The organism is Telluria sp. BA11, assembly GCF_056680305.1.
The window spans coordinates 3,509,917-3,534,844 of the sequence record NZ_CM155275.1; the positions used below are offsets into that span (position 1 = coordinate 3,509,917).

24 protein-coding genes and 1 pseudogene are annotated in these 24,928 nt (G+C 65.2%); 11 read left to right on the forward strand and 14 right to left on the reverse strand.

Annotated features, from left to right (window positions below):
* Window positions 1–6 precede the first annotated feature (6 nt).
* A complete protein-coding gene (locus AC1MGT_RS15450) occupies window positions 7–927 on the reverse strand; it encodes a DMT family transporter (protein ID WP_499500883.1) in 921 nt (306 codons plus the stop codon).
* Between the two features lie 235 nt (window positions 928–1,162).
* Complete coding sequence (locus tag AC1MGT_RS15455; RefSeq protein WP_258836626.1) at window positions 1,163–2,263, reverse strand: aromatic ring-hydroxylating oxygenase subunit alpha; 1,101 nt, start codon at window positions 2,261–2,263, stop codon at window positions 1,163–1,165.
* 331 nt (window positions 2,264–2,594) lie between these two features.
* On the opposite strand from AC1MGT_RS15455, the gene AC1MGT_RS15460 reads away from it, so the two are divergent.
* Genes AC1MGT_RS15460 through dxs form a run of 3 tightly spaced genes read left to right on the forward strand, consistent with a single transcriptional unit; the run spans window position 2,595 to window position 5,626 of the window.
* Window positions 2,595–2,861: an exodeoxyribonuclease VII small subunit gene (locus tag AC1MGT_RS15460; protein WP_499500884.1), complete on the forward strand. Its 267-nt coding sequence runs from the start codon at window positions 2,595–2,597 to the stop codon at window positions 2,859–2,861.
* Complete coding sequence (locus tag AC1MGT_RS15465; protein WP_499500885.1) at window positions 2,858–3,751, forward strand: polyprenyl synthetase family protein; 894 nt, start codon at window positions 2,858–2,860, stop codon at window positions 3,749–3,751. Before AC1MGT_RS15460 ends, AC1MGT_RS15465 begins: the two co-directional genes overlap by 4 nt.
* Window positions 3,752–5,626: a 1-deoxy-D-xylulose-5-phosphate synthase gene (gene dxs / locus AC1MGT_RS15470; protein WP_258836623.1), complete on the forward strand. Its 1,875-nt coding sequence runs from the start codon at window positions 3,752–3,754 to the stop codon at window positions 5,624–5,626.
* A 78-nt stretch (window positions 5,627–5,704) separates the two neighbouring features.
* Here dxs and AC1MGT_RS15475 read toward each other — a convergent pair whose 3' ends face one another.
* The 7 genes from AC1MGT_RS15475 to AC1MGT_RS15505 form a co-directional block, all read right to left on the reverse strand.
* On the reverse strand, window positions 5,705–6,628 hold the full coding sequence (locus tag AC1MGT_RS15475; RefSeq protein WP_499500886.1) for a hypothetical protein: 924 nt from the start codon (window positions 6,626–6,628) through the stop codon (window positions 5,705–5,707).
* 129 nt (window positions 6,629–6,757) lie between these two features.
* Complete coding sequence (locus tag AC1MGT_RS15480; protein WP_499500887.1) at window positions 6,758–7,441, reverse strand: TorF family putative porin; 684 nt, start codon at window positions 7,439–7,441, stop codon at window positions 6,758–6,760.
* A complete protein-coding gene (locus tag AC1MGT_RS15485) occupies window positions 7,387–8,658 on the reverse strand; it encodes a S8 family peptidase (RefSeq protein ID WP_499500888.1) in 1,272 nt (423 codons plus the stop codon). The genes AC1MGT_RS15480 and AC1MGT_RS15485 overlap by 55 nt, the downstream gene beginning before the upstream one ends.
* Entirely contained in the window at window positions 8,655–9,341 is a 687-nt protein-coding gene (locus AC1MGT_RS15490) for a zf-HC2 domain-containing protein (protein ID WP_499500889.1), read from the reverse strand. The genes AC1MGT_RS15485 and AC1MGT_RS15490 overlap by 4 nt, the downstream gene beginning before the upstream one ends.
* Complete coding sequence (locus AC1MGT_RS15495; RefSeq protein WP_499500890.1) at window positions 9,338–9,925, reverse strand: RNA polymerase sigma factor; 588 nt, start codon at window positions 9,923–9,925, stop codon at window positions 9,338–9,340. The genes AC1MGT_RS15490 and AC1MGT_RS15495 overlap by 4 nt, the downstream gene beginning before the upstream one ends.
* Before the next feature lie 126 nt (window positions 9,926–10,051).
* Entirely contained in the window at window positions 10,052–10,291 is a 240-nt protein-coding gene (locus tag AC1MGT_RS15500) for an EamA family transporter (protein ID WP_499504297.1), read from the reverse strand.
* A 21-nt stretch (window positions 10,292–10,312) separates the two neighbouring features.
* Window positions 10,313–10,954: a DMT family transporter gene (locus tag AC1MGT_RS15505; protein ID WP_499500891.1), complete on the reverse strand. Its 642-nt coding sequence runs from the start codon at window positions 10,952–10,954 to the stop codon at window positions 10,313–10,315.
* Between the two features lie 94 nt (window positions 10,955–11,048).
* Between AC1MGT_RS15505 and AC1MGT_RS15510 the strand changes: the two genes are divergently transcribed.
* The gene (locus tag AC1MGT_RS15510) at window positions 11,049–12,035 is read left to right on the forward strand and encodes a LysR family transcriptional regulator (RefSeq protein WP_499500892.1); all 987 of its coding nucleotides are present in this window, start codon (window positions 11,049–11,051) and stop codon (window positions 12,033–12,035) included.
* 66 nt (window positions 12,036–12,101) lie between these two features.
* Here AC1MGT_RS15510 and AC1MGT_RS15515 read toward each other — a convergent pair whose 3' ends face one another.
* From AC1MGT_RS15515 to AC1MGT_RS15530, 4 genes and pseudogenes are all read right to left on the reverse strand, one after another.
* A complete protein-coding gene (locus AC1MGT_RS15515) occupies window positions 12,102–14,459 on the reverse strand; it encodes an Ig-like domain-containing protein (RefSeq protein ID WP_499504298.1) in 2,358 nt (785 codons plus the stop codon).
* A gap of 6 nt (window positions 14,460–14,465) precedes the next feature.
* A pseudogene (locus AC1MGT_RS15520) lies at window positions 14,466–14,801 on the reverse strand (DUF4214 domain-containing protein); the annotation flags it as partial.
* 191 nt (window positions 14,802–14,992) lie between these two features.
* A complete protein-coding gene (locus tag AC1MGT_RS15525) occupies window positions 14,993–15,694 on the reverse strand; it encodes a 2OG-Fe(II) oxygenase (protein WP_499500893.1) in 702 nt (233 codons plus the stop codon).
* A gap of 3 nt (window positions 15,695–15,697) precedes the next feature.
* A complete protein-coding gene (locus AC1MGT_RS15530) occupies window positions 15,698–16,252 on the reverse strand; it encodes a cob(I)yrinic acid a,c-diamide adenosyltransferase (protein WP_499500894.1) in 555 nt (184 codons plus the stop codon).
* 80 nt (window positions 16,253–16,332) lie between these two features.
* Between AC1MGT_RS15530 and AC1MGT_RS15535 the strand changes: the two genes are divergently transcribed.
* The 6 genes from AC1MGT_RS15535 (at window position 16,333) to AC1MGT_RS15560 (ending at window position 21,924) form a co-directional block, all read left to right on the forward strand.
* Window positions 16,333–17,814, forward strand: coding sequence for an FAD-linked oxidase C-terminal domain-containing protein (locus AC1MGT_RS15535; protein WP_499500895.1), 1,482 nt, complete (start codon window positions 16,333–16,335; stop codon window positions 17,812–17,814).
* On the forward strand, window positions 17,814–18,872 hold the full coding sequence (glcE, locus tag AC1MGT_RS15540) for a glycolate oxidase subunit GlcE (protein ID WP_499500896.1): 1,059 nt from the start codon (window positions 17,814–17,816) through the stop codon (window positions 18,870–18,872). The genes AC1MGT_RS15535 and glcE overlap by 1 nt, the downstream gene beginning before the upstream one ends.
* Before the next feature lie 12 nt (window positions 18,873–18,884).
* Entirely contained in the window at window positions 18,885–20,117 is a 1,233-nt protein-coding gene (gene glcF / locus AC1MGT_RS15545) for a glycolate oxidase subunit GlcF (protein ID WP_499500897.1), read from the forward strand.
* 56 nt (window positions 20,118–20,173) lie between these two features.
* A complete protein-coding gene (locus tag AC1MGT_RS15550; protein ID WP_332532633.1) occupies window positions 20,174–20,488 on the forward strand; it encodes a hypothetical protein in 315 nt (104 codons plus the stop codon).
* A gap of 72 nt (window positions 20,489–20,560) precedes the next feature.
* Window positions 20,561–21,025 (forward strand): hypothetical protein, encoded by a 465-nt coding sequence (locus tag AC1MGT_RS15555; RefSeq protein WP_183556956.1) that lies wholly within the window; start codon window positions 20,561–20,563, stop codon window positions 21,023–21,025.
* Window positions 21,025–21,924 (forward strand): DUF2145 domain-containing protein, encoded by a 900-nt coding sequence (locus AC1MGT_RS15560; RefSeq protein WP_499500898.1) that lies wholly within the window; start codon window positions 21,025–21,027, stop codon window positions 21,922–21,924. The genes AC1MGT_RS15555 and AC1MGT_RS15560 overlap by 1 nt, the downstream gene beginning before the upstream one ends.
* Before the next feature lie 12 nt (window positions 21,925–21,936).
* Here AC1MGT_RS15560 and AC1MGT_RS15565 read toward each other — a convergent pair whose 3' ends face one another.
* Window positions 21,937–22,425 (reverse strand): glutathione peroxidase, encoded by a 489-nt coding sequence (locus AC1MGT_RS15565; protein ID WP_499500899.1) that lies wholly within the window; start codon window positions 22,423–22,425, stop codon window positions 21,937–21,939.
* Window positions 22,426–22,617: 192 nt separating this feature from the next.
* Here AC1MGT_RS15565 and AC1MGT_RS15570 point away from each other — a divergent pair, with 192 nt between their 5' ends.
* Complete coding sequence (locus tag AC1MGT_RS15570; protein WP_499500901.1) at window positions 22,618–24,891, forward strand: TonB-dependent receptor domain-containing protein; 2,274 nt, start codon at window positions 22,618–22,620, stop codon at window positions 24,889–24,891.
* Window positions 24,892–24,928 lie beyond the last annotated feature (37 nt).

Consider the following 24,928-nt stretch of genomic DNA (forward strand, 5'->3'; position numbering starts at 1 on the left):
GTTCCTTTACGTTTCGCTGGCGATCGGATCGGTGTCCTTGACGACGGCGCCGCGCGCCGTCTTGCGGGTATTGTAGAACGTTGCGGCCACGCCCGACACCAGGATCACGCCCACGCCCAGCCAGACGTGCCAGTCGAACGTGTCGCCCCACAGCAGCAGTCCCCACAGGCACGAGAACACGATGCCGGTGTACTGCAGGTTGGCCACCACCAGCACCTTGCCGACGCGGTAGGCGCGGGTCATCGCCATCTGCGCCATCAGCGCCGCGCCGCCGATCCCGGCCAGCAGCAGCAGGCTGTATGGCGTGTGGGCATGGAACACGGCGCCCTTCGGCCCGTCGCCGGCCAGCGTGGCCAACAGGCCCACGACCGCGGTGGTGAGCGAAAAGAAGAACACGACGCGGTATTCGGGTTCGCCCAGCAGACCCAGTTTGCGCACCTGCATATACGCTGCCGCTGATACCACCGACGAGCACACGCCGGCCAGTGCGCCGAGCCACTGTCGGCTCTCGATCGCCGGCTGCAGCACCATCGTGACGCCAAAAAAGCTCATGCCGATGGCGATGACCAGCGGCCATTCGGCGTGCTTGGTGCGGGTCCACCAGCCCAGCGCGAACATCCAGGCCGCGATCCAGATCGGGGCCATGTAGTTCAGCGTCATGGCCGTGGCCAGCGGCAGGCGGCCGATGGCGAAGAACCACATCCACAGGGCGGTCACGCCGACGAAGCTGCGGATCAGGTGCGATTTGGCGAACGGCGTTTTGAACGTGCCGCCACGGTGGCGCACCATGGCCAGCAGGATGACGGTGCCGATCAGGCCCCGGTACATCAGCAGTTCGGACGTGGAGTAGAACTCGGAGGCGAGCTTGACGCCCGCGCCCATCGCTGCGAACGCGAAGCTGGCGAACAGCATCCAGAGTGAAGCCATGGTATTCCCAATAAAAAAAGGAGGGGCAGCCGACTGGCCACACCCTCCGCAGCGCTGCGTGTCACGACACGGCTAGGGAAGCACTGATCTATTCTGGGGGATGGAATTGGCTGCGGAAAAAGCCGCCATGCAAGGCGCAAATCGCAGCAATAGCGAGCTATTGCGAGAATTTGCAACGCTGCAGGGTGGCTATTTTCCGCGCCAAGTCCGCCTCCATGAATTAATCAGTGCTTCCCTACAGCGCCATCTTGCTGCGATACCACTCATGGAAGTGCTGCATGCCGTCTTCCATGGGCGACTGGTAGGGACCGACTTCGTTGACGCCGCGCGCCACCAGGATCTTGCGGCCGGCGTCCATGCGCAGGCCGATTTCATCGTCCTCGACCGCCGTCTCCATGTACGCGGCGCGTTCTGCCTCGACGAATTCGCGCTCGAACAGCACGATCTCTTCGGGGTAGTAGAACTCGACGACGTTGCGCGTCTTGTCCGGGCCATCGGGCCACAGCGTCGACACCACCAGCACATGCGGATACCACTCGACCATGATGTTCGGGTAGAGCGTGAGCCAGATCGCGCCGTACTTCGGCGGCGTACCGTTGTTGAACTTGAGGATCTGCTCCTGCCAGCGTTTATAGGCAGGCGAGCCGGCCTTTTGCAGCGCGCGGTTCACGCCCACGGTCTGCACGCTGTAGTCGGCGCCGAACTCCCATTTCAGGTCGTCGCACGAGACGAAGTTGCCCAGGCCCGGGTGGAACGGTTCGACGTGGTAATCCTCGAGGTAGACTTCAATAAACGTCTTCCAGTTGTAGTCGCACTGATGCACTTCGACGTGATCGAGCATATAGCCCGAAAAATCGAGGTCTTTCGTCACCGACAACTGGCCGAGCTTGTCCATCACGTTGTAGCCGTTCTGCTCGAACAGCAGCCCGTTCCAGTTCTGGAGCGGCGTCTTGGACAGGTTCAGGCACGGGGTATCGGCAAAATGCGGCGCGCCGATCAGTTCACCCTTCAGGTCATAGGTCCAGCGGTGCAGCGGGCAGACGATGTTGGTCGCATTGCCGCGCCCATTGAACATGAGCGCCTGGCGATGACGGCAGACGTTGGACAGCACCTCGATGCCGTTGGCGTTGCGCACCAGCATACGGCCTTCGTGCTCGGCAGCGAGCGTGGCGAAGTCGCCCGTTTCGGGCACCATCAATTCATGGCCGACGTAACGCGGGCCATTCACGAACAGCTGCTGCATCTCTTGTTTGAGCAGCGCCTCGTCAAAATACACAGTTACCGGAAGCTGCGCGTTGGATCGCGCCAGCTTGGCGTGGGTAGCCAGATCGGACATCCCAACCCCCCTTAAATAAGCATCCAAAGAAGAGAAAGAATCCAAAGACCAGTATTTAAGTAAAGGAATACGGTATTTCGGACAGAACCGGCGATTATACTTCGGAACGAGCTCTACCGTCTTGGTCCAGCGCGCGGCTGTTGTGTGCACTGGCGGGGAAATTGCCTTCGTGGCATGATTTTCATGATGAGGGAGGGCGTGGCCCAATCGATGGACGGGGCTGCATGTTGCGAATGGTGCAATGTGCGCCCCCCGTGGTGTGGGATTGATCTAAAATACGCGATTGGATTGACCCACGGCGCACAACTGGACGCCCTTACGATACCGACCTATGGCAAAGAATATGACAGCGGGCAGCGCAGCAGCAGGGGCGGCGCCACCCGAATCCTTCGAGGGGGCGATGGCCGAACTGGCCCAGCTCGTGACACAGATGGAGTCCGGCGCCTTGCCGCTGGACGCCTCGGTCGCGGCGTATGCGCGCGGCTCCGAACTCGTCAAGTACTGCGCAGGGCAGCTCGAGAAAGTCGAGTCGCAGGTCAAGGTACTTGAAGGCGACATGCTCAAGCCGTTCTCGGGCGACGACGAGGGCGCGCAATGAGCGCGCTGGCGTTCGCCGACTGGACCCGCCAGGTCCAGCACGACGTCGAGGGCGCGCTCGACGCGTTCCTGCCAGCGGCCACCCAGGTGCCGCACAAGCTGCACGAAGCGATGCGCTACACGACGCTGGGCGGCGGCAAGCGCGTGCGCCCGCTGCTGGCGTACGCCGCCGGCGCGCTGTTCGACGCCGACCCGGCCGCGCTCGCGCGGGTGGCCAGCGCCGTCGAAATGATCCACGTGTATTCGCTCGTGCACGACGACATGCCGTGCATGGACGACGACGCGCTGCGCCGCGGCAAGCCGACGGTGCACGTGGCCTACGACGAAGCGACCGCGCTGCTGGTGGGCGACACGCTGCAGGCGCAGGCCTTCACGGTGCTGGCCGAATGCGCCACCGTGCCGCCGGCGCGCCTGTTGACGATGGTGCGCCTGCTGGCGCAGGCAGCTGGCTCGAACGGCATGTGCGGCGGCCAGGCCATTGACCTCGATAGCGTGGGCCTGGCCCTGACGCGCGACGAACTCGAACGCATGCACCAGCTGAAAACGGGTGCCATGCTGCGCGTGTCGGTGCTGCTTGGCGCGCTCGCGGGCCGCGACCTGACGCCACTCGAAGTCGAGGCCTTAAACGCCTATTCGGCCGCAGTTGGCCTGGCGTTCCAGGTGGTCGACGATGTACTTGATGCGACCGCCGATTCGGCCACGCTGGGCAAGACCGCCGGCAAGGACGCGGCCGACAACAAGCCGACCTATGTGTCGATCCTCGGCCTGGCGCCTTCGCGCGACCTGGCAGAGCAATTGCGGCGTGACGCGCATGACGCGCTGGCGCCATTCGGAGAACAAGCACAGCGGCTGCGTGAACTGGCAGACCTGATCGTGCAGCGGAAGGCCTAAATGAACCTGCTAGACAATATCAACGACCCGTCCGACCTGCGCAAGCTGCCGCGCACCCAGCTCACGCCACTGGCCAAGGAGCTGCGCCAGTTCCTGCTCGAGTCGGTCTCGAAAACAGGCGGCCACCTGTCGTCCAACCTGGGCACGGTCGAACTGACCATCGCGCTGCATTATGTGTACGACACGCCGCGCGACCGCATCGTGTGGGACGTCGGCCACCAGACCTATTCGCACAAGATCCTCACGGGCCGCCGTGGCCGCATGCCGTCGCTGCGCCAGTTGAACGGCCTGTCGGGCTTCCCGAAGCGCGACGAAAGCGAGTACGACACGTTCGGCACCGCCCACTCGTCGACCTCGATCTCGGCGGCACTCGGCATGGCCGCAGCGGCCAAGATCAAGGGTGAAGACCGCCACGCGATCGCCGTCATCGGCGATGGCTCCATGACCGCCGGCATGGCGTTCGAGGCCCTGAACAATGCAGGCGTCGAAGACGACGTGAACCTGCTGGTCATCCTGAACGACAACGACATGTCGATCTCGCCACCGGTCGGCGCGCTCAATCGCTACCTGGCGCGCCTGCTGTCGGGCCAGTTCTACGCCGCCGCCAAGAACGTGGGCAAGAGCGTGCTGCCGGCGCCCGTGCTCGACCTGGCGCGCAAGCTCGAAGAACATGCGAAGGGCATGGTGGTTCCGGCCACGATGTTCGAGGAATTCGGCTTCAATTACATCGGCCCGATCGACGGCCACGACCTCGAATCCCTGATCCCGACACTGGAAAACATCAAGAAGCTCAAGGGCCCGCAGTTCCTGCACGTGGTGACCAAGAAGGGCCAGGGCTACAAGCTGGCCGAGGCCGAGCCGATCCTGTACCACGGCACCGGCAAGTTCAATCACCTCGAAGGCATCAAGCCGGCCACCGCGCCGGGCAAGATCACCTACACCGAAGTCTTCGGCAACTGGCTGTGCGACATGGCAGCGGCAGATCAGCGCCTGGTCGGCATCACGCCGGCGATGCGCGAAGGCTCGGGCATGGTCCGCTTCCACCAGGAATACCCACAGCGCTACTTCGACGTCGGCATCGCCGAGCAGCATTCGGTGACCTTCGCGGCCGGCATGGCCACCGAAGGCGTCAAGCCCGTGCTGGCGATCTACTCGACGTTCCTGCAGCGCGGTTACGATCAGCTGATCCACGACGTGGCGCTGCAGAACCTCGACGTGACCTTCGCGCTGGACCGCGCGGGCCTGGTCGGCGCCGATGGCGCGACCCATGCCGGCAACTACGACCTGGCCTACCTGCGCTGCATCCCGAACATGGTCGTCATGGCCGCGTCGGACGAAAATGAATGCCGCCAGATGCTCACGACCGCTTATCACTATCCGGGCCCTGCGGCGGTGCGCTATCCGCGCGGCGCCGGTGTCGGCACGCCGATCGTGGAGGCCTTGAACTCGATCGAGATCGGCAAGGGCGAAGTGCGCCGCAGCGGCAAGAACATCGCGATCCTGGCGTTCGGTTCGATGGTCTCGCACAGCATCCTGGCCGGCGACGAACTCGATGCGACGGTCGCGAACATGCGCTTCGTGAAGCCGCTGGACGTTGACCTGGTCAAGCGCCTGGCGCAGGAGCATGACCTGATCGTGACGGTGGAAGAGGGCTGCATCATGGGCGGCGCGGGCGCTGCCGTGATGGAAGCGATGGCCGCTGCCGGCATCGCCAAGCCGGTGCTCAATCTGGGCTTGCCGGATACCTTCATCGACCAGGGCGATCCGGTGGCGCTGCTGTCGTCAGTGGGTCTGGACGCCAAGGGCATCGCGGCATCGATCCGCGCGCGCCTGTCGGCATCCGGTGAACCGCGCCTGGTGGTCAACAACGGCTGACGCGGTTTCTGCGCGGCGTGACGCAAAAAAGGGCTGGCGATCGACGCCAGCCCTTTTTTTATCCCGTCTGTTTGACGGTTATTGCGCCTGGCGCGCCTTGAGGCGGTCGGCTTCGGCGACCGGGAACGGCGCGCCCAGGACAACGGCGCCGCCGCGGGTGCGGTTCCGTGCCTGGCACTTGTGCGTGCAGGCGGTGGCTGGTGGCGCCACTTCAACGGCATCCTCGCCCATCACCTGACCCATGCGTCCGCCGCTGGCGACGGACCATTGCGACACGCCGCCGCAATGCTGGACCCTGGCCACGCCGCCCGTGCGGGTGACGATATTGTTGGTGCACAGCGGTTCGGCGATGCGGTCGGCGAACTGCGGGCTGTCGCGGCCGACGAATTTCGCCTCATAGTCGTTGCCAAAATTGATGCGCGGCGTGACGGTCAGCGTGGTGTCCTTGAAGGGCACGGTATCGCCTTCGCGGTTACGGAAATTGCGGTTGTCGAAGTAGAAGGCGCTTTGCGCCAGCTTGTGCGTAAACACCGTTTTGGTTTCGTCGCTGCGCTCGACTTCCATCTGGAACAGGCCACCGGTGGCGCAATCCTTGGCCTGGATCTTCATCGTGACGCCCGGCCCGCTGCGGGTCAGCACGATGTCGGCCGAACTGCTCAATTCGACGCTGACGGCGCCGTTCAGGACCAGGCCCCGGTGGTCGGGCATCTTGCTGTCGAAGACGGGCGTTGCCTTACCACCCGTGATGTCTTCCTTGTTGGCAGCGCCGGTCAGCGTGTAATTGAGCACGCCGAACGAGGCGGCATCGACATCGAACTGGACGTAGCGGCCCTGTACCCGAAACACCGATGTCACGGCGCCCGGCGCGACCGACACCGCTTGCGCGCCGCGTTTGCCCAGTACCGTGAAGCCGCCGCTCTCGCAGCCGGCCGAATCTGCTGCGTAGGCAGCGTGCGCAGACATCAACAGGCCCATGCTGCAAGCCACCATCCAATTTTTCATGCTGTTCTCCGTTGTCGGAACGTCGCGCCCGATGCGCTGGTGTTCTGAACCGTTAATACCCTTGTGTGCGGCCAGGGTTCAAAGAAGATCAACAAATTTTTCAACCCGATACGGGTACGCGGCGAGACGTCAAAAATGGTAGCTGGCACTGGCCGTGAACGCACGTGGCTTCGGGAAGTCAGGCAGGTAAGTCCGCCAGCGCGCCTGCCATCCGGCTTGCAGCGTGACGTCCCCGACATCGGTCACGAGCGCGATGCGCACGTCGGCGCTGTGCTTGGCCGCGACGCCGTCATAGGCGAACGGATGCAGCACACCAACGTGGGCGGCCAGGCGCACTGTGTCGGTGAGGGGATAGGCGCCGCTCAGGTCGAGGTAGACGCTACGCCCCTCGCCATAGTAGGCAGGGGAGTAGAACACGCGCGCGCTGGCGCGTTGCAGTGCCACGCCGGCATAGAACTCGTGGTAATTCCGGCGCTTGTCGCGCAGGTAGGTGTTGCGCGTGACGCCCGCGTCCCATGACAGCGTCGACGTCAGCCTGCGGGCCTTGCCGGCATAGGCGGTCAGCTGACCCTGCGTGCGGTTATCGAGCGTGACCGGCGACGCGAAGGCGCCGCCGTACCAGCCTGCGGCGGTGTCGTGCTCCACCCGCAATTGCAGCGCAGGGCGCGTGTACAACGCGACGCCGCGGCCGGCATATTCGGACACCAGCGTCAGGTCGCCACTGGTCTGGGCCCGTGCGCCCTTGTACAGCGGCAGGGTCAGCGCAAGCGCGAGGAGGAGGAGGATGGCGCCGTGGCGACGGTGGAAGGGCATAGGCAGACGCAGGTGTCAGCTGCCCGTGACAGGGCGGCACATGCGTCAATGTTACCACCCGTCCGCGCTGCCACGGCGCCGTCCGCCTGGCGCCGCAGCGTTTGTGCGACCGTGCCCGGTTGGCGCTCGGCCAGCAGTGCCGCGAGGCCGGCCACGTGCGCCGCCGCATACGACGAGCCGGACACCATATGCCAGCGCCGGCCCGGCGCGCAGGTCGGGATGTCGGTCCCAGGCGCGTACACCAGCGTCGACGGTGTCGGGTGGTGGTCACCGGGCCGTGCGACCCCGATCACGCCTGGCAGCGCAGCCGGGAAGCCGCCATCGGGCAGGCGCGGGTCGGCCGCCGCCACCACGATCACGCCGCGCGCGAGCGCCGCCTGCAGCAACGCTTGCAGCAGGCGGTCGGCTGGCCCGGCCAGGCTCAGGTTGATGATCCGGGCGCCGTTTTCAAGCGCATAGTTGATTGCCTTGCCGAGCGTGAGGCTGTTGCAGCGCGCGGGTCGCGCACCGGTTTCCCAGCAGGCGCGCAGGGCCATCAGTTTGACACCCGGCGCCACGCCGGCGATGCCCGCGCCATTGCCAGCCAGTGCGCCGATGATGCCAGCGACTGCCGTGCCATGGACCTCGGCGACATCGCCGGTGTCGTCGACGAAGTTGCGGCGCACCCTGATGCGCCCGGCCAGGTCGGGGTGGTCGGCATCGACACCGCTGTCGATCACCGCGACGCTCACGTTGCGCCCCGTGCTGACGCGGTGCAGGTCGGTCAGGTGCCAGTCGTGGCCCGCCGGCTGCAGCGGGTAGAGCGGATCGCCGCCGTCCTGCGCCTGGAAATCGGCCAGCGGCTGGGCCCATGCCACGCGCGCATCGTGCGCCAGCGCGGCCACCACGCGCCCGATCGGCGCATCATCGGGTTCTTCCATCACGAAGCAGTCGACGCCGATGGCAGGCATCGGCCAGCTGTCGAGTAGGCGTAAACCGTGGGCGGCGGCGATGTCATTCGCCACGCGGCGGCGCGCGGCGCTGCCGCCATCCTTCAGGTAACCGCCGCCATACGATGCATCGGGGCGAAAGTGCTGGGCCGGCAGGCGCAGCATCACCAGCACCTGGCGCCGCGCGGCCTGCGCCAGTGGATCGGCGTGGTCCTGTGCGTGTGCCTGCGTGCCGGCCAGGCCGAGCAGGGCGGCGATCAGGGTCGCCCAGGCGAGCAGGCGGTTCATGGGCCGGCCTGGACGCCGAGCGGCTCGGCCAGCGTGACGGCCGATTCGGTGCGCAGGCGCGCCGCGACGTCGGCCGGTGCTTGCGCGCTGCCCAGCATCCACGCGCCCGTGACTGTCGGGCCGCCGACGATGTGTGCGCCGCTGGCCGTCACGATGCGGCGCAGTTCATGTTCCGGCGTGTCCGGCTTGAAGGTCACGGCCACGATGCTGTCCGCGCCGGCCTCGGCGCCGAGCACGCGGTAGGCGTCGTCCTGCACCGCCACCTGCGCCGCCATCTGCGTGTCGCCGGCTGGGCGCACCAGCAGCGTGCCCAGCACGATGATCGCGCAGAACTGCAGGCCCACAGCGGCGCGCAGCCAGCGTGCGTCATTGGCGGCAAGACGCGTGCGCCAGCCGGGGATGACAGGCGCTGCATGCACTGGCGCTGCCGCATCCAGCTGCGGCAGCAGGCGCGCGAACGCCTTGTCGACATCCAGGTCTGGCGGCGGCAGGTCGGCGACATCCTGCAGTGTGTAAAGCGTATCGAGATCGGCGCGGCATGTTGCGCAGGTATCCAGGTGCGCCTGGACGCGCTGCAGTTCTGCGCCGTCGAGCCGACCGTTGACCAGCCATGGCAGCAGGTCCTGCGCCTCGCGGTGCGCCGCCTCGATATCCGGTGTGTCTTGATCCGACAGGCGGGTCATGACCGCACCTCGATCTGGCCTTCCAGCAGCACGGCCAGGCGCTTGCGGGCATGGAACAGGCGGGTTTTGATGGTATTCACTGGGCACTCCATGATCTCGGCAATCTCTGTGTAACTCATGTCATGATAAAAAGTCAGCTGGAACGCAGTACGCTGCGCCAGCGGCAATTGGGCCAGCGCCGCATGCACGGCACCGGTCAGCTGCAGTTGCGCCAGTTGCCAGTCGGGCCGGTCGGCCTCGATGCCTTCGCGTTCATCGATGCCGGCATCGACCGGCTCGTCCAGCGCCTGCAGGCTCTTGCAGGCACGCCGGTAGGCAATGGCAAAAATCCACGTCGAGACCTTGCTGCTGCCATTGAACGTCGCCGCCTTGCGCCAGACCACCAGCAGCGTGTCGTTGACGATTTCCTCGATCAGTGGTGTGCTGCGCGTCATGCGCTGCAGGAAGCGCGCCAGCCGCGGGTGGTAGGACCGGTACAGCGTTTCAAAAGCGCGCCGGTCGCCCGTCGCAACACGCTCGACGAGTCCCGCTTCATCCTGCTCCGTGCGCGCCATGGCCGGCCTGGCGTCAAATCGTCGTTCCACGCACGTCCTCTCGTTCTTCTACGGTAGATACCCCGCCACACCGAAAAGGTTCATGGCGTCGTCACGATTGTCGAATGGGGGCACGCTGCATGCTAACTGACGGCAGCAGGGCAGCGGGCAGCTTTTTCAGGATTTGACGGCGCGTGTGCACAGATACACGGCGCCGGCCGTGACGGCGAAACCGGCGATCGACAGGGCACCAAGCCGCTCGCCCAGGATCGCAAAGCCCATCAGCGCCGTCGTTCCAGGGATCAGGTAGAACAGGCTGGCGACCCGGCTCGCATCGCCCCGCCGCATCATCAGGAACAACAGGCTGACGGCGCCGATGGAGTTGACCACCGACAGCCAGCCGGACGCCAGGACCAGCGTCGGCGTCCACGTTACCTGTCAGCCTTCGAGACCGAGCGCCAGCGGCAGCGCGACGGCCGTGGCCACGGCCAGCTGGATACAGCCGCCGGTGCGCAAGTCCAGGCCGGCGCAGTACTTCTTCTGGTACAGCGTACCGAGCGTGATGCCGGCCAGGGCCAGCAGCACGGCGCCAATCCCGGCGGCGCCCATGTGCCAGGCGACGCCCTTGCCAAGCGCCACCAGCAGCACGCCGGCAATGCCTGCGATGAGGCCCATCCACTGGCGCACGCCAACGCGTTCGTGCAGGAACGCGCCCGCTCCGAACGCGGTACACAGGGGCATCGCGCCAATGATCAGGGCCGAGACGCCTGCGCTCACGCCCAGTTTCAGGCCCGTGTACAGGCCACCGAACTGCAGCGCCTGGACCAGCAGCCCGGCGACGACGAGATGCGCGTACTGCGCGCACTGGCGCGGCCACGGCGCGCGGGTGAGCAAGGCCACGAGCAGCAGCACCAGCGCCGCCAGGCCAAAGCGCAGCACCAGCAATGTGAACGGGCCGGCGAAGGGCAGGGCCAGCTTGCCGACGACGTAGCCGGAGCTCCACATCAGGATGAACAGGAACGGCAGCGTCAATGCAACAGATGGGCGTGCGACGGGAATGGGTTGAACAAGGATGCGCATGACGGTCTCCGGTGGTGGAGAAGCCACGTTACGCCTCGCTGGTTACCGATACAATATGCTGATCGGTCAACATACTGTTTCCAATAGGGATACCATGCCGGACTTGAAGCCACGCGATTTTACGGATCTGTGGGCCTTTGTCCGGGTGGTCGAGACGGGCAGTTTTTCGGCTGCCGCGCGCCAGACCGGCACGACCAAAGCCAGCGTCAGCAAGGCGGTGGCGCGGCTGGAAAGCGCGTTGCAGGTCAAGCTGCTCAATCGCTCGACGCGCCGCATTGGCCTGAGCGAAGCGGGGCGCGACATTCACCGGCATGCGCTGCGCATCGTCGACGAAGCGCGCGCCATCGAGAGCATGGCTGCCGGTTTGACAGCAGGACCGGCCGGCACGCTGCGTGTGACGACGTCGATGGCATTCGGGAATGCGCAACTGGCAGCCCTGCTGCCGGCGTTCATGCGCCGTTATCCGGACGTGCGCGTCAGTCTGACGCTGACCTACCGGCATGTCGATCTGGTGGAAGAGGGCATCGATGTCGCGCTGCGCCTGAGTCACGACATCGGCTTGACCAGCGCCGTGGCGCGCCCGGTTGCGCCGTTGCGCTATGTGCTGGCCGCCGCGCCGGCGTACATGGCTGAATGCGGCTTGCCGCCCGATCTTGCGGCGCTGCAGACGCATCGCTGCCTGATGTTTGCCGATGCCGGCCCTGGCGCGAACTGGCGTTTCGACGATGCGGGCACGCCACTGCAGATCACGCCGTCACGCGCGCTGGTCATCAACAGCAGTCAGGCGCTGCGCGAAGCGATGCTGGGCGGCGCTGGCATCGCGCTGCTGCCGACGTTTGTCGTGGGAGACGATATTCTCGCGGGGCGCGCCGTTCACATCCTCCCGGCATCGAACCCGGTCGGCATGTTCGGCAGCCACGTGCTGGCTGTGTATCGTGAGAACCGGTTCCTGCCGCAGAAGGTCAGGGTGTTCATCGACTACTTGCTGGAGACCTTGGGCACGCTGCCGCCGTGGGATGCGTTTCTGCGTGCGGCGCATCGGGATGACGGCGCCCAGGACGACACCAGCCCGCTGTCGTGAGAGAGAGGGCTGGTGTTTGCTGCCTCACCGGGATCAGGCAAGGCAAGGCAAGGCGATGGAACAGATTTAAGAGATATCGCCGAAGGAGACGTTACCATTGCCATCCATCGAAAAACTGCCGCTACCGACGATCGCGACAGCGATATCGTTGGCGTCGATGATGTCATCGCCGTTATCTACTACCAGCAGGTTGACGGAACCAATATTGAAGACGACGGCATCGTTGGTTGCGGTGCTCTGGGCGTTGTACCCATCAGTCAGTTCCTGGTACAGTTCTTCGATGGACACGTAGCTCGTGAGATCGATCGGCGACATGTAGACATGCGCCACGTCAGCGGCAAAGTCGAAGATTGCCGTCGCTTGAGCCTCGACGGTCACGAAATCGATCGACGGCCCTGACTGGCTGCCCCCGGCGGTCGACAAGCTGGAGTCTGTTGCACTGCCATACACCAAGGTATCCATGCCTTCACTCACCAGGATCTGGTCGCCACCTGCGCCACCTTCGATCCAGTCGTCGCCGGCGCCGCCGGACAGCATATCGGCACCATCGTTGCCATGCAGGTGGTCGCTGTCGTCGCCGCCGTATAATTTGTCGTCGCCACTGGTGCCGAAGAGGATGTCGTCGCCCTCAAAGCCCCATGCGTTGCTGACGTTCTTGAGGACGTTGCTGCCAGCCGAACCCAGTGTGTAGACAAGTTGAGTCGCATCTTTTACGAAACCACTTTGCATCGATTCGATTGCGAGCGTGCCCGAAGCAACTTGCGCCTGGGTGCCGATCGTGACGAAGCCTACGCTTGCGTTGCCGTCAGTTGCAGTCGACATCACGCGTGTGGTGGTCGATGAGGTCTCCAGGAAGATCGCGCCGGCCACGCTGCTGTTCAGGTTGATCCCGCTTTCATTCGCAAGAACAAACAGTGTCGGTGTCGGTGCCGGTACCTCGATCGTGAAATCGAGCGCTGCGGTTCGTGTACCGATATTGCCCGCCACATCGTACTGGCGCACCTGCACGCTGTAGCTGCCAACGTCGCTCAGTTCGAGCGTATCCGCGCCGCTACCGTCGTTGGTGTCGCCATAGGTCCAGGTCTTGCCTTTGTCGGTGCTGTATTCCCAGGCGGTGTCGGTATTCTGGTCCAGGCCGGTGATGTCGATCAGGCCGGACGTGGTCGATCCATTGCTTGGCGCATTGTGCAGCGCGATGGCCGGCGTGTCCGGCGCTTGGGTGTCGAGCGTGAAGGTAAATTGCTGGTAATTGCGGTTGCCGGCGAGGTCCGTGACGCGTACCTCGACGACGTTCATCCCTTCGTGCAGGGCTGGTTGCGTGGTCCAGACATCGGGCGCCGACGCGTCGTTGGCACTGACGCGGCCAATCTGCTGCTGCACCTGGTACTCGACCGTGGCGCCTGCTTCGACATACTCGAGATTCAGCGTCCCATCGTTCGTCACCTGATCGTTATTGCTGCCCAGTTCGCCGTGATGGCTGTCCGTGGCGAGCGAGACGTACGGCGACAGGGTATAGCCATCAAAAACGATGGTCTGCGTGACGGGCGTGGTGGTGGTGCCGTTGGCATCGACGGCGCGCAGCGCAATGGTGACGGTCTGCTCGGGTGGTGGCGCCATGATGGACATCGCGTTGTCGTCGCCAGACATCGTCAGGCTTGGAAACTGGTAACCCAACTGCACTTGCTTGAGGATGACGGTATTGTTGTTCGCGTCGACCTCGATGTTGGCATCGGTCCAGTGCTTGCCGTCGAGCGAGTACTCAAAGTGCTGGCCCGTGCGCAGGTCGCGGCCCGTGTAGCTGAAGGTAACGTCGGCAGTGCTCTGGTTGGTGACGTTGTCGTCCGTCCCGTCGAGTTCGTCCTGGGTGACGTGTTCGAATGCCAGTTTCAGATTGAACGTCGGCACCGGGGCGGTCACGACCGGCGTCGGCGGATACACGACCTCGATCGCTGCCGGCAGGCCACCCTTGGCCAGGGCGGCGACAACGTCCTTGAGCGATGCATTGGCCGGCATGACCTTGAGCACCTGGTCCATGCCACCGCCACGCAGCAGCGAATCGAGCGTGACCGGGTTGCCGGCTGCTGCCTTGGCGGTGTCGGCCAGCGTCTGGGCCAGTGCGACCGGGTCGCCCTTGCCGCGCGTCGTGTCGAACAGGGCGAGCAGGGTGGTGCCAGTGGCGATCGCGTCCACCACTTGCGGCGTCTTGGTGGCGGTATCGGCGAACGATACCGCAGCCTTGACCAGCGTGTCGATGTCGCCGGTGGCCGTGTCGACGGTGACGGCGCGCACCAGGATGCGGGCCGCTTCGACCGCCGCGTAACCGCGGTACTGGGTGCCCGTTGCTTCTACCTGAGCGGTAAAGGCGTCGACTGCCGTTTGGCGCAGTGTGGTCAGCGCCTTGTCGATGCCCTGGGCGCCGCCCATGATGGCGACGGCCACGTCAGCCAACGTTGCATGGCCTTGTCCAACCGCATTCGACCAGTACGCCAGGCCGACCGAATCCGGCGCGCGGTTGAACAGGGCCTGGTAGATCTCGCTGATCCGTTCGTTGACGGTATCGGCGCCGTAGCGAACCTGCGCCTCTTCCGAACTAGCAAACGCCTGCGTGATCGCAGACAGGTTGCCACCGTTATCGGCAAGTTGCTTGGTCCAGAACGCCAGGCCAGCAGGATCTGCTGGGCGACCATAGAAAGCCAGGTAGAACGAGTTGACGGTGGAGGCGAAGGTAGTTTGCGTGCTCATGATCTCAGAGAAGTAATGGGCGGCACGGAATGTTGCCGCTGATCATTATCTTAATCTTCAAACCAGCAAAAGGCGTAAATATCTGAAGATCATGTGGGATAAATCTGACATCAAATAGCAGAATGCCATCGAATTTCCCCAGTTCACCATGGCAAAGATGATAGGGAATAACGAAAAATCGCTAAATGGTAAATATTATCGTGGTACTGAAAGAATCAGTCAGTATTGCCGAACAGCGCCTCGGCGCGCTGGTACAGGATCCACGAGGTGGCGATGTATTTGTCATTGCTGACCGCCACATTGCCCCGGTGCGTGTGCGTGAAGCCTGCCGGTGCGATGACCAGCCGCCCTTGTTTGGGCGCGATCTTGCGGCGCTGATACAAAAACTCGGTCTCGCCGCCCTCGGCCACATCGTTCAGATAGACCATCCACAGCAGCACCCGATGGAGCGATTCGCAGCTTGCGTTCTGCGGATAGATTTCGGAATGCCAGTGGTGATAGCCGCCGCTGCCGCGCAGGTATTTTTGCAGGTTGATCGTGCCGGGCCGGTACAGCACGCGCAGCAACTCATCGATGTTGGGTCGCCCCAGTTCATCGAAGTTGGCCATCGACAGCACGGTCGGCACGCCCGTCACGGGATGCTCGAGCGTGGGCGAGAGTGACCCCATCAGCAGCATCCGATAGCGTTCGGCGTAGTCAGCCAGGTGGCGTGCCATCGTGTCCACCAGCATGCCGGTGGCGTCGGCCCACTCGGGATGCTGGTTGATCGTGATGTCGTAACTGTCCTTCTTGACGACATCGACGCCGTTGCCTGTCTGCCCGCGCACCACCTTGTCGCTGGCGTCGAAGCGCTTGATGAGCGCATCGCACTGCTGCGCGGTGAGCGCGTCGTCATAGACGCCGATGAAGTCGTCCATGACTTATCTGGCCTTGCGCTCGTGATTCCACAGCACGTCACCCCCACCCGCGAAGCGGTTCAGTACGCGCGCCAGCACGAACATCAGGTCGGACAGGCGATTGACGTACTGGCGCGGGTGCGCGTGGATTTCTTCTACCTTCGACAGCGCGACGATCGCGCGTTCGGCGCGCCGGCACACGGTGCGGCACAGGTGCGCCGTGGACGCCGCGCGTGAACCGGCCGGCAGGATGAATTCCTTCAGCACCGGCAGGTCGGCGTTGTATTTCTCGAGCATGGTGTCCAGGCGCAGCACGTGTTCTTCCTTGATCATCTGGTAGCCCGGGATGCACAGCTCACCGCCCAGGTCGAACAGATCGTGCTGGATGCCCACGAGCTCGTCGCGCAGATCCGGCGGCATGTCTTCGCACAGCAGCAGGCCGACAAAGGAATTGAGTTCGTCGACTTCGCCCAGCGCGTGGATGCGCGCGCTGTCCTTGCCGGTGCGGCTGCCGTCGCCAAGGCCCGTGCTGCCATCGTCGCCGGTGCGGGTTGCTATTTTTGAGAGGCGGTTGCCCATGATGTTCTCTTATGCAGTAGGGTGAAAATACGATGGCACGAGGATACGACAAAACCTGTCGATTTGCTTACAATCGACCCATGTCTTCGTCCAATTTAGCCTTGCCTGACCGGCGCGCACAGGTTGTCGCCGCGCTGCTGGCGCGCGTGCCGGCGTCGTGCGTCCTGTCCGCCCCGGAAGACACGCGGCCCTACGAATGCGATGGCCTGGCCGCCTACCGCCAGTTGCCGATGGTCGTAACGCTGCCGACCGACGAGGAGCAGGTGCTGGCAATCCTGGCCGTGTGCCGCGCACTGAACGTGCCGGTGGTCCCGCGTGGCGCCGGCACCGGCCTGTCGGGCGGTGCGCTGCCGATCCACGATGGTGTCGTGCTCTCGACCGCGCGCATGAACGCGATCAAGCGGGTCGACCACCTGGCGCGTACCGCCGTCGTGCAGCCGGGCGTACGCAACCTGGCCATTTCCGAAGCCGCCGCGATCCACGGCCTGTATTACGCGCCCGATCCATCGTCGCAGATCGCCTGCACCATTGGAGGCAACGTGGCCGAAAACGCGGGCGGCGTGCATTGCCTCAAATACGGCCTGACAATCCACAACGTGCTGCGCGTGCGCGTGGCCACGATCGAGGGCGACATCGTCGAACTGGGCGGGGGCGCGCTCGATGCGCCTGGCCTGGATCTGCTGGCCGTGTTCATCGGCTCCGAAGGCATGCTGGGCATCGTCGTCGAGGTAACGGTAAAACTGGTGCCCAAGCCAGCGCTGGCGCAGGTCATCATGGCCTCGTTTGCCGACGTGGTCACGGCCGGCAATGCGGTGGCCGACGTCATCGCCGCCGGCATCATCCCGGCCGGCCTCGAGATGATGGACCGCACCTCGGTGCGCATGGTCGAACCGTTCGTCAAGGCCGGTTACGACCTGGACGCCGCCGCGATCCTGCTGTGCGAAGCCGATGGCACGGCGCTCGAAGTGGCCGAAGAAATCAGCCGCATGAGCGCGGTGCTGGCGCGCGCCGGCGCCACCGCGATTACCGTGTCGCAGAGCGAGGCCGAGCGCGGGCGCTTCTGGTCGGGCCGCAAGAATGCGTTTCCGGCGGCGGGGCGCATCTCGCCCGATTACTACTGCATGGACGGCACCATCCCGCGCAAGCAGCTCGCGCGCGTGCTGGCCGGGATCGCGGCGATGGAAGTCACGTACGGCCTGCGCTGCTCGAACGTGTTCCATGCGGGCGACGGTAATATGCATCCGCTGATCCTGTTCGACGCCAGCGTACCGGGCGAATTCGATCGCGCCGAAGCCTTCGGCGCGGCCATCCTGGCGTTGTGCGTCGAAGTGGGCGGCACCATCACGGGCGAGCATGGCGTGGGCATGGAAAAGATCGGGTCGATGTGCGTGCAGTTCGGCCGCAAGGAGCTCGACGCTTTCTTCGCCGTCAAGCACGCGTTCGATTCGTGCGCGCTGCTCAATCCCGACAAGGCCATCCCCACGCCGCACCGCTGCGCCGAATTCGGCAAGCTGCACGTGCACCACGGCCAGGTGCCATTTCCCGAATTGCCGCGCTTCTGATGAATACCGTCGAACATTTCCAGCAGCAGGTCAGGGCAGCCGCCGCCAGCGGGCAGGCGCTGTGCATCCGTGGCGGCGGCACCAAGGACTGGTACGGCGGCGCGCCGGCTGGTGCCGTCCTCGAGACGCGCGCCCATGCGGGCATCGTCGACTACGAGCCGACCGAACTGGTGATCACGGCGCGCTGCGGTACGCCGCTGGCCGAGATCGAGGCCGCCCTGGCCGAACGCAACCAGATGCTGGCGTTCGAGCCGCCGCATTTCGGTCCGCACGCCACGCTGGGCGGCGTGATTGCCAGCGGCTTGTGCGGCCCGCGCCGCGCAACCAGTGGCGCCGCGCGCGACTTCGTGCTGGGCGCGACGCTGCTCGATGGCCGCGGCGACGTGCTGGCCTTTGGCGGACGCGTCATGAAGAACGTGGCCGGCTACGACGTCTCGCGCATGCTGGCCGGCTCGCTCGGCACGCTGGGCGTGCTGCTGGAAGTCTCGGTCAAGGTGCTGCCACGGCCCTTTGCCGAAACCACGCTGCGGTTTGCACTGAACGAGATCGATGCGCTGCGGTCCCTGAACACGTGGGGCGGTCAGCCCTTGCCCATCTCGGCCAGCGCCTGGGTCGACGGCGAGCTGGCGCTGCGCTTGTCGGGCGCCGAGGCAGCGGTCGATGCCGCCGTGCGAAGTCTGGGTGGCGAGGCGATGCCGGAGCCCGACGCATTCTGGCGGGCCGTGCGCGAACAACGCACGGCGTTTTTCGACGGCGACGGTGCGCTGTGGCGCCTGTCGGTGCCGTCCACCACGGGCGCGCTGGTGCTGGGCGGCGCGCAGATGATCGAATGGGGCGGCGCCCAGCGCTGGTTGCGCGCCGATGGTAACGCGATTACCGCGCAGGCGATCCGGCGCACCGCGCAGGCCTGCGGCGGCCATGCGACGCTGTTCCGCGGTGGCGACAAGTCGGCCGGGGTGTTCCAGCCACTGGCGCCAGCGCTGGCGCGCATCCACGCGCGCATGAAAGACGCGTTCGATCCGGCGCATATCTTCAACCCCGGTCGCATGTACCCATAAGGCGCATAAGACATGCAAACCACGTTGGCCGATTTCATCAAGGGCACGCGCGAGGGCAGCGAGGCCGAGGCGATCCTGCGATCCTGCGTGCATTGCGGCTTCTGCACCGCCACCTGCCCGACGTACCAGTTGCTGGGCGACGAACTCGATGGCCCGCGCGGGCGCATCTACCTGATCAAGAACGTGCTCGAAGGCGCCGAGCCGACGCGCAAGACCCAGCTGCACCTGGACCGCTGCCTGACCTGCCTGAATTGCGAAACCACGTGTCCGTCAGGCGTGAAGTACGGGCGCCTGCTCGACATCGGCCGCAAGCTGGTCGATGAGCGCGTGGCGCGGCCCCTGGGCGAACGGCTCACGCGTACGACGCTCAAGGCCTGCCTGCCGCATGCGGGCCTGGCCACGCCGGCATTCAAGGCAGGGCGCCTGCTGCGGCCCCTGTTGCCGGAGCAGCTGCAGGCCAAGTTGCCGCCCGTACGCGCCGCCGGCCGCTGGCCGACACGCATCCATCCGCGCAAGATGCTGGTGCTCGATGGCTGCGTGCAGCCCGGGATGGCGCCCAACATCAATGCTGCCGCAGCGCGCGTGCTCGATGCGCTGGGCGTGCAACTGACCGTGGCGCCCAAGGCCGGCTGCTGCGGCGCGCTGCGCTATCACATGAACGACCAGGACGGCGGGCTGAACGACATGCGCCGCAATATCGATGCCTGGTGGCCCAGCGTTGAAAACGGCGCGGTCGAGGCGATCGTCATGACCGCCTCGGGCTGTGGCGTCACCGTCAAGGAATACGGCCACCTGCTGGCGCACGATCCCGCGTATGCCGCCAAGGCCGAACACATCAGCGCAATGACGCGCGACCTGTCGGAAATCCTGGCGCTATTTCAGGACCGGATCGCCGCACTGGCAAAGGGGAAGGGCGGCCCGCCCGTGGCGTACCACCCGCCATGCACGCTGCAGCATGGCCAGCAGATCCGTGGCAAGGTCGAGGGCGTGCTGCAGGCGGCCGGCGTGGAGGTGGTGCTGTGCGCCGACAACCACCTGTGCTGCGGCTCGGCCGGCACCTATTCGGTGCTGCAGCCGGCCATCTCGCTCGCGCTGCGCGAGCGCAAGCTGACCAGCCTGGCCGCGACGGGGGCTGACCACATCGTGTCGGCCAATATCGGGTGCATCGCGCATTTGCAGGCGGGGACCGGGACGCCCGTGACGCACTGGATCGAGCTGCTGGATCGGATCTGTACAGCAGACTGACAGGGGCCGTGGTAGCATCGCCCCGACCCCAGCAACGAACACCAGCAGGAACGATCTTGAGCTTTACCTTTCAACTCGTGCGCGAGGACGAAGACAGTCCGCGCGCCATCGTCTTCGAAGACAGCAGCACCCCGGGCCTCGTGCCGGTATGGGAGGCCGCCGGCGTCTACGACGCGCTCTACAACAGCGATGGCCAACTGGCGCGCGACGTCTCGCGCCGGCTGGCGTACGGCGTCGATCGGCTGAACGACGACCCCGGGCTTGCCAACCTGCTGCCGCCCGGCCTGTCGATGGATGTGGCGATCCGCTTCCTGGACAACGTCACCCGCGCCTGCATCACCCACGGCGCAGCACGCATTCAGACGCGATAAGATTGCCCTATGGTCATTCGGGGCAAGGGCTTGTACCATAGGAGCGTTCTGCTCGCCAAATGAAAGAGTTACATGACCTTGCCTATCCTCTCCCGCACGCTCTGCCTGACCCTGTTCGCCGCAGCCTGCAATGCGCCCGCGCAGGCTGACAGCTTCGCGTCGTCCGCGTCCAGCGCCGGCTCGGCGTCGTCGGCCAGCATTTCCGATTCGGTCAGCGGTTCCAGCAACAGCTCGAGCGACAATGACAAGGTCGCCGCCGGCCAGTACCGCGTGATCAATATCGCGCACGCACCGAACAAGCCCGATACCACCCGGCTGACGCTGCGCGCGACTGCTGCTGGCCAGGCCCGTTCGTTCGAGCTCGACGTGCCCAACCGCGCCCTCGCGACGCGCACCGTGATCGCGGGCGACGTGGTCCAGGTCAATGAGCGCGCCTACGGCTACGAATTCGCCTACGCCGACACCCAGCGGCCATTCTTCCTGGCGCTGCAGGACGAGTGGTACCGCGAACTGGGCTCGCGCAAAGTCACGATCTGATGCCCGTGCGCCAGGCGGCGCTGGCGTTGCTATTGTGTGCAAGCGGCAGTGCCTGGGCCGGCTTTCCCACCTTTTGCGACCGCTCGCGCGACCTCAACGCGACCGAGCAGGACCGCGTGCTGCGCTTTGCCGGCGTCGTCAAGCAGGAGCTGGCGCGCTCGAACGGCAAGGTCGCCCTGATTGCACGCGCCGGCACGGACCTGAGCCGCTTCGATCTGGTGTATTCACACGCCGGCGTCGCACTGCGCGACACGCCGGACAGCCCGTGGGCCGTGCGCCAGCTGTACTACGAGTGCGACGAGGCGCGTCCGTACATCTTCGACCAGGGCATCGCCGGCTTCGCACTCGGCGCCGACGCACCGGGCAAAGGCCATATCGCCTTGTTGTTCCTGCCCGCTGACGACAGCGCGTCGCTCGAACGCGCCGCCCGCGACAAGGCGCTGGCGCTGGCCCTGCTGGCCGGTCAATACAGTGCCAACGCCTATGCCTACGGCACCAAATACCAGAACTGCAACCAGTGGGTGGCCGAGCTGATGGCCAGTGCCTGGGGCGGCGCGCCAGGTGAGGGCAACGCGCGGAAAAAAGCGCAGGCCTGGCTGCGCGCGAACGATTACGTCCCTGGTCCGGTCAAGGTGCCATCGCACTTCACGATGTTCGCCGGGCAGTTCGTGCCGCTCGTGCACGTGGACGACCACCCGGTGGAAGACCTGCACGCGCTGTCGCTGCAGGTCAGCGTGCCGGCCTCGATCGAGGCCTTCGTGCAGCGCCGCGCGCCCGAGACGCAGCGCGTGGAAATCTGCCACGACGAGCGCCGGATTGTCGTGCGGCGTGGCTGGACACCGCTGGGCGCAAGCTGCGAGCCGCAGCCGGGTGATGAAGTGATCGCCATTGCGCCGTGAGCGCTGACCCAATCAGGCCCCGTTTGCCAGCACCTTCTCGATATCGCCGCCCAGGTCTTCCGGCTTGGTGGTCGGCGCATAGCGCGTGACGACCGCACCTTCGCGGTTGACGAGGAACTTGGTGAAGTTCCATTTGACCGCCTCGGTGCCCAGCACGCCGGGCGCCTCACCCTTCAGGAAGCGAAACAGCGGATGCGCGTCGTCGCCGTTAACGTCGACCTTGGCGAACATCGGGAACGTCACGCCGTAGTTCTTTTCGCAGAAGGCACCGATCGCTGCTTCGTCGCCCGGTTCCTGGTGCCCGAACTGGTTGCACGGGAAGCCCAGCACCACGAGGCCTTCGTCAGCATAGCGGCGCTGCAGCGCTTCAAGCCCCTGGTATTGCGGCGTGAAGCCGCAGGCGCTGGCCGTATTGACGATCAGGAGCGCCTTGCCGCGGTAGCGCTGCAGGTCGACCGGCTGGCCGTCGAGGGCAGTGGCGTTGAAATCGTAGGCATTCATTGAGGTCTCCTTGTTGTAAGCAGTGCAGTTTACGCTACTGCTGGCAAGCGCACGCCAGAGCGTTGGCCCTGGCGGTGTCCGTTCGCCGATCAATGCTGTGACATTTCGTCCGTCTTAGCATTTCTTAACAAATTCCGGGCATGACGCGTGCGACAATCACGCTCGTTCAAATGTCCCGTCACCCAGGTATTCATGTCACGTCACCGTTCTTCCGCACTGTTGTTCGCGTTGCTCGCGCCTGTTTGCGCATTGGCCCAGGAAACCGCCGTACGGCCGGCGGAACCTGTCACTGGCGCCGTGACGCCGACCGCCCCGGCGCTGCAGGCGCTTGAGGTCCCCGTCGCCTCCACGGTTGCCGTGACGGCCGCGCGTTCGTCGAACCGGATCGACCGCCAGGCGTATGACGTCAAGAGCGACGCCGCGTCGACCAACGACACGGTGGCCGACACGCTCAACAAGGTGCCGTCGGTGGCGGTGGACGCGGACGGCAACGTGACGCTGCGCGGGCGCAGCAATGTGCAGATCCTCGTCGATGGCAAACCATCGGCGATGATGCAGGGCGAGAACCGCGCCGCAGCGCTGGGCGCGATTCCGGCGGCCGATCTCGATTCGGTGGAAGTGATCAACAACCCCGGCGCGCAGTTCGGCAACGAAGGCGGGGGCGGGCCGATCATCAATCTGGTGATGCGGCGCGAGCGCACGCCGGGTGGCTTCGGGGCCGTCAATGCGAACGTCGGGCCGGAAGGGCGCGCCAATGCGTCAAGCTTCGGCAGCTACACGACCGGGCGCATGAGCGTGCAGGGCGGCGTGTACGTCCGGCGCGACACACGTGGCTCCGACGGCGAAACAAACCGCGACCGGATCGACCCGCTCACCGGCGCCGTGGCCAGCAGCACGCAACGCTCGAACAGCGAGACCGACACCGAGGCCGTGGGTATGAACAGCTCGCTGACCTACAACCTGGGCGACAAGGACGTGCTGTCGGCCAAGGCCAGCTTCTCGGCCAACGGCAGCGACGGGCAGTCGCAGGAACGCTATCGCGGCGTGAACGCCGACGGCAGCATCGACGGCGACTATCTGCGTTCGAGCGTGCGTGACAACGATAACCGCAGCTACAGCCTGAGTGGCGGCCTGGATCACAAGGGCGCGCGCCCCGGCGAAATCTTCAAGGTCGACCTGCGCCTGTCAGGCAACAAGGGCGAGGCCGACACGCGCTTTGCCAGCGATTACACGGTGCGCCCCGCCAATTCGACCGCGCCGCGCACCCACCAGAACAACCTGACCGAAACGCGCGTGATCGACTTCACGGGCGACTATGAACTGCCGGGCGAAAAGGGCGTGTTCAAGGCGGGCTACAAGGTCGCGCAGAACAGCAATGTGTTCGACACGCGCTTTTTCAATGTCGATGAGGCGACACTGGCCGAGAGCCTCAGCAACCAGCGCACCAACCGCTTCGAGCTCGATGAAACGACCGTGGCCCTGTACGGTACCTACCAACTGCGCCTGGCCGAGAAGTGGGGCTTGCTGGGCGGGCTGCGCACCGAGTACACCGACCTCGATCTGAATCAGGTCACCACGAACGTCAAGGCCAACAACCATTATTTCGACGCGATCCCGAGCGCATTCCTGACCTACGACCTGTCGGACGACACGGCGCTGCGCCTGAGTTACGCGCACCGCATCCGCCGGCCGGGCGCGGGCGACCTCAATCCCTTTGTCGTCTACCGCGACGAAACCAACGTCTCGTCCGGCAATCCCGACCTGATGCCCACCAAGACCGACTCGATCGAGCTGGGGCTGGAAACCAAACTGGGCAAGGTCGAGACCAATGTGCGTCTGTACGCACGGCGCGACTCGGACCTGATCCAGGAGCGGCGCACCTTCATCTCCGATACGGTGCTGCTGACCACGCGCGAGAACGCCGGCAGCAGCAACTCGGGCGGCGTCGAATTCACGTTCAGCGGCCGCGTCACACCCAGCTTGACGGTCAACGCCAGCGGCAACCTGGGGTACTCCGAGCAGTCGGTACTTGGCAACAGCCAGGACGACAAGCGCAGCGCCACATCGCTCAGCGGCCGCGCGCGCGTGAGCTATCAGATCAATCCCACCAACAGCCTGCAGCTGGTGCTCAATGCGCAGGGCAAGACGCTGTTCGGCGAAGGCTACCGCCAGCCGACGCGCAGCGCTGACCTGAGCTACCGCCGCAACCTGAGCCAGGCCCTGAGTCTCGTCGTGAACGTCAACGATGTCTTTGACTCGCAGAAAACCGAATCGATCACCGAGACCGACCGCCTGCGCGAATACAGCATCCGTCGCCAGGAAGGACGCCTCGTGTATGTCGGACTGTCGTACCGCTTCGGCAGTTTTGGCGGCGCTGGCGGGCGCCGACCGGATGGCGCGCGGGGCGGTCCTGGCGGTGGACCAGGGTTCGGGCCACCGGGCGGCGGCATGGGGCTGGGCGGGTGAGCGTTTGACCCGTATGCGGGTCGGGTAATTTGACGAC

What these genes read in the sequence shown, in the direction of transcription:
- AC1MGT_RS15515 (WP_499504298.1), bottom strand. Translation starts at nt 14,459, where the DNA reads ATGGGCGGCGCCCAGGGCATCGACAAGGCGCTGACCACACTGCGCCAA.
- AC1MGT_RS15475 (WP_499500886.1), bottom strand. Translation starts at nt 6,628, where the DNA reads ATGAAAAATTGGATGGTGGCTTGCAGCATGGGCCTGTTGATGTCTGCG.
- AC1MGT_RS15450 (WP_499500883.1), bottom strand. Translation starts at nt 927, where the DNA reads ATGGCTTCACTCTGGATGCTGTTCGCCAGCTTCGCGTTCGCAGCGATG.
- AC1MGT_RS15480 (WP_499500887.1), bottom strand. Translation starts at nt 7,441, where the DNA reads ATGCCCTTCCACCGTCGCCACGGCGCCATCCTCCTCCTCCTCGCGCTT.
- AC1MGT_RS15460 (WP_499500884.1), top strand. Translation starts at nt 2,595, where the DNA reads ATGGCAAAGAATATGACAGCGGGCAGCGCAGCAGCAGGGGCGGCGCCA.
- AC1MGT_RS15510 (WP_499500892.1), top strand. Translation starts at nt 11,049, where the DNA reads ATGCCGGACTTGAAGCCACGCGATTTTACGGATCTGTGGGCCTTTGTC.
- AC1MGT_RS15485 (WP_499500888.1), bottom strand. Translation starts at nt 8,658, where the DNA reads ATGAACCGCCTGCTCGCCTGGGCGACCCTGATCGCCGCCCTGCTCGGC.
- glcF (WP_499500897.1), top strand. Translation starts at nt 18,885, where the DNA reads ATGCAAACCACGTTGGCCGATTTCATCAAGGGCACGCGCGAGGGCAGC.
- AC1MGT_RS15555 (WP_183556956.1), top strand. Translation starts at nt 20,561, where the DNA reads ATGACCTTGCCTATCCTCTCCCGCACGCTCTGCCTGACCCTGTTCGCC.
- glcE (WP_499500896.1), top strand. Translation starts at nt 17,814, where the DNA reads ATGAATACCGTCGAACATTTCCAGCAGCAGGTCAGGGCAGCCGCCGCC.
- AC1MGT_RS15560 (WP_499500898.1), top strand. Translation starts at nt 21,025, where the DNA reads ATGCCCGTGCGCCAGGCGGCGCTGGCGTTGCTATTGTGTGCAAGCGGC.
- AC1MGT_RS15525 (WP_499500893.1), bottom strand. Translation starts at nt 15,694, where the DNA reads ATGGACGACTTCATCGGCGTCTATGACGACGCGCTCACCGCGCAGCAG.
- AC1MGT_RS15505 (WP_499500891.1), bottom strand. Translation starts at nt 10,954, where the DNA reads ATGCGCATCCTTGTTCAACCCATTCCCGTCGCACGCCCATCTGTTGCA.
- AC1MGT_RS15465 (WP_499500885.1), top strand. Translation starts at nt 2,858, where the DNA reads ATGAGCGCGCTGGCGTTCGCCGACTGGACCCGCCAGGTCCAGCACGAC.
- AC1MGT_RS15535 (WP_499500895.1), top strand. Translation starts at nt 16,333, where the DNA reads ATGTCTTCGTCCAATTTAGCCTTGCCTGACCGGCGCGCACAGGTTGTC.
- AC1MGT_RS15455 (WP_258836626.1), bottom strand. Translation starts at nt 2,263, where the DNA reads ATGTCCGATCTGGCTACCCACGCCAAGCTGGCGCGATCCAACGCGCAG.
- AC1MGT_RS15570 (WP_499500901.1), top strand. Translation starts at nt 22,618, where the DNA reads ATGTCACGTCACCGTTCTTCCGCACTGTTGTTCGCGTTGCTCGCGCCT.
- AC1MGT_RS15530 (WP_499500894.1), bottom strand. Translation starts at nt 16,252, where the DNA reads ATGGGCAACCGCCTCTCAAAAATAGCAACCCGCACCGGCGACGATGGC.
- AC1MGT_RS15490 (WP_499500889.1), bottom strand. Translation starts at nt 9,341, where the DNA reads ATGACCCGCCTGTCGGATCAAGACACACCGGATATCGAGGCGGCGCAC.
- dxs (WP_258836623.1), top strand. Translation starts at nt 3,752, where the DNA reads ATGAACCTGCTAGACAATATCAACGACCCGTCCGACCTGCGCAAGCTG.
- AC1MGT_RS15565 (WP_499500899.1), bottom strand. Translation starts at nt 22,425, where the DNA reads ATGAATGCCTACGATTTCAACGCCACTGCCCTCGACGGCCAGCCGGTC.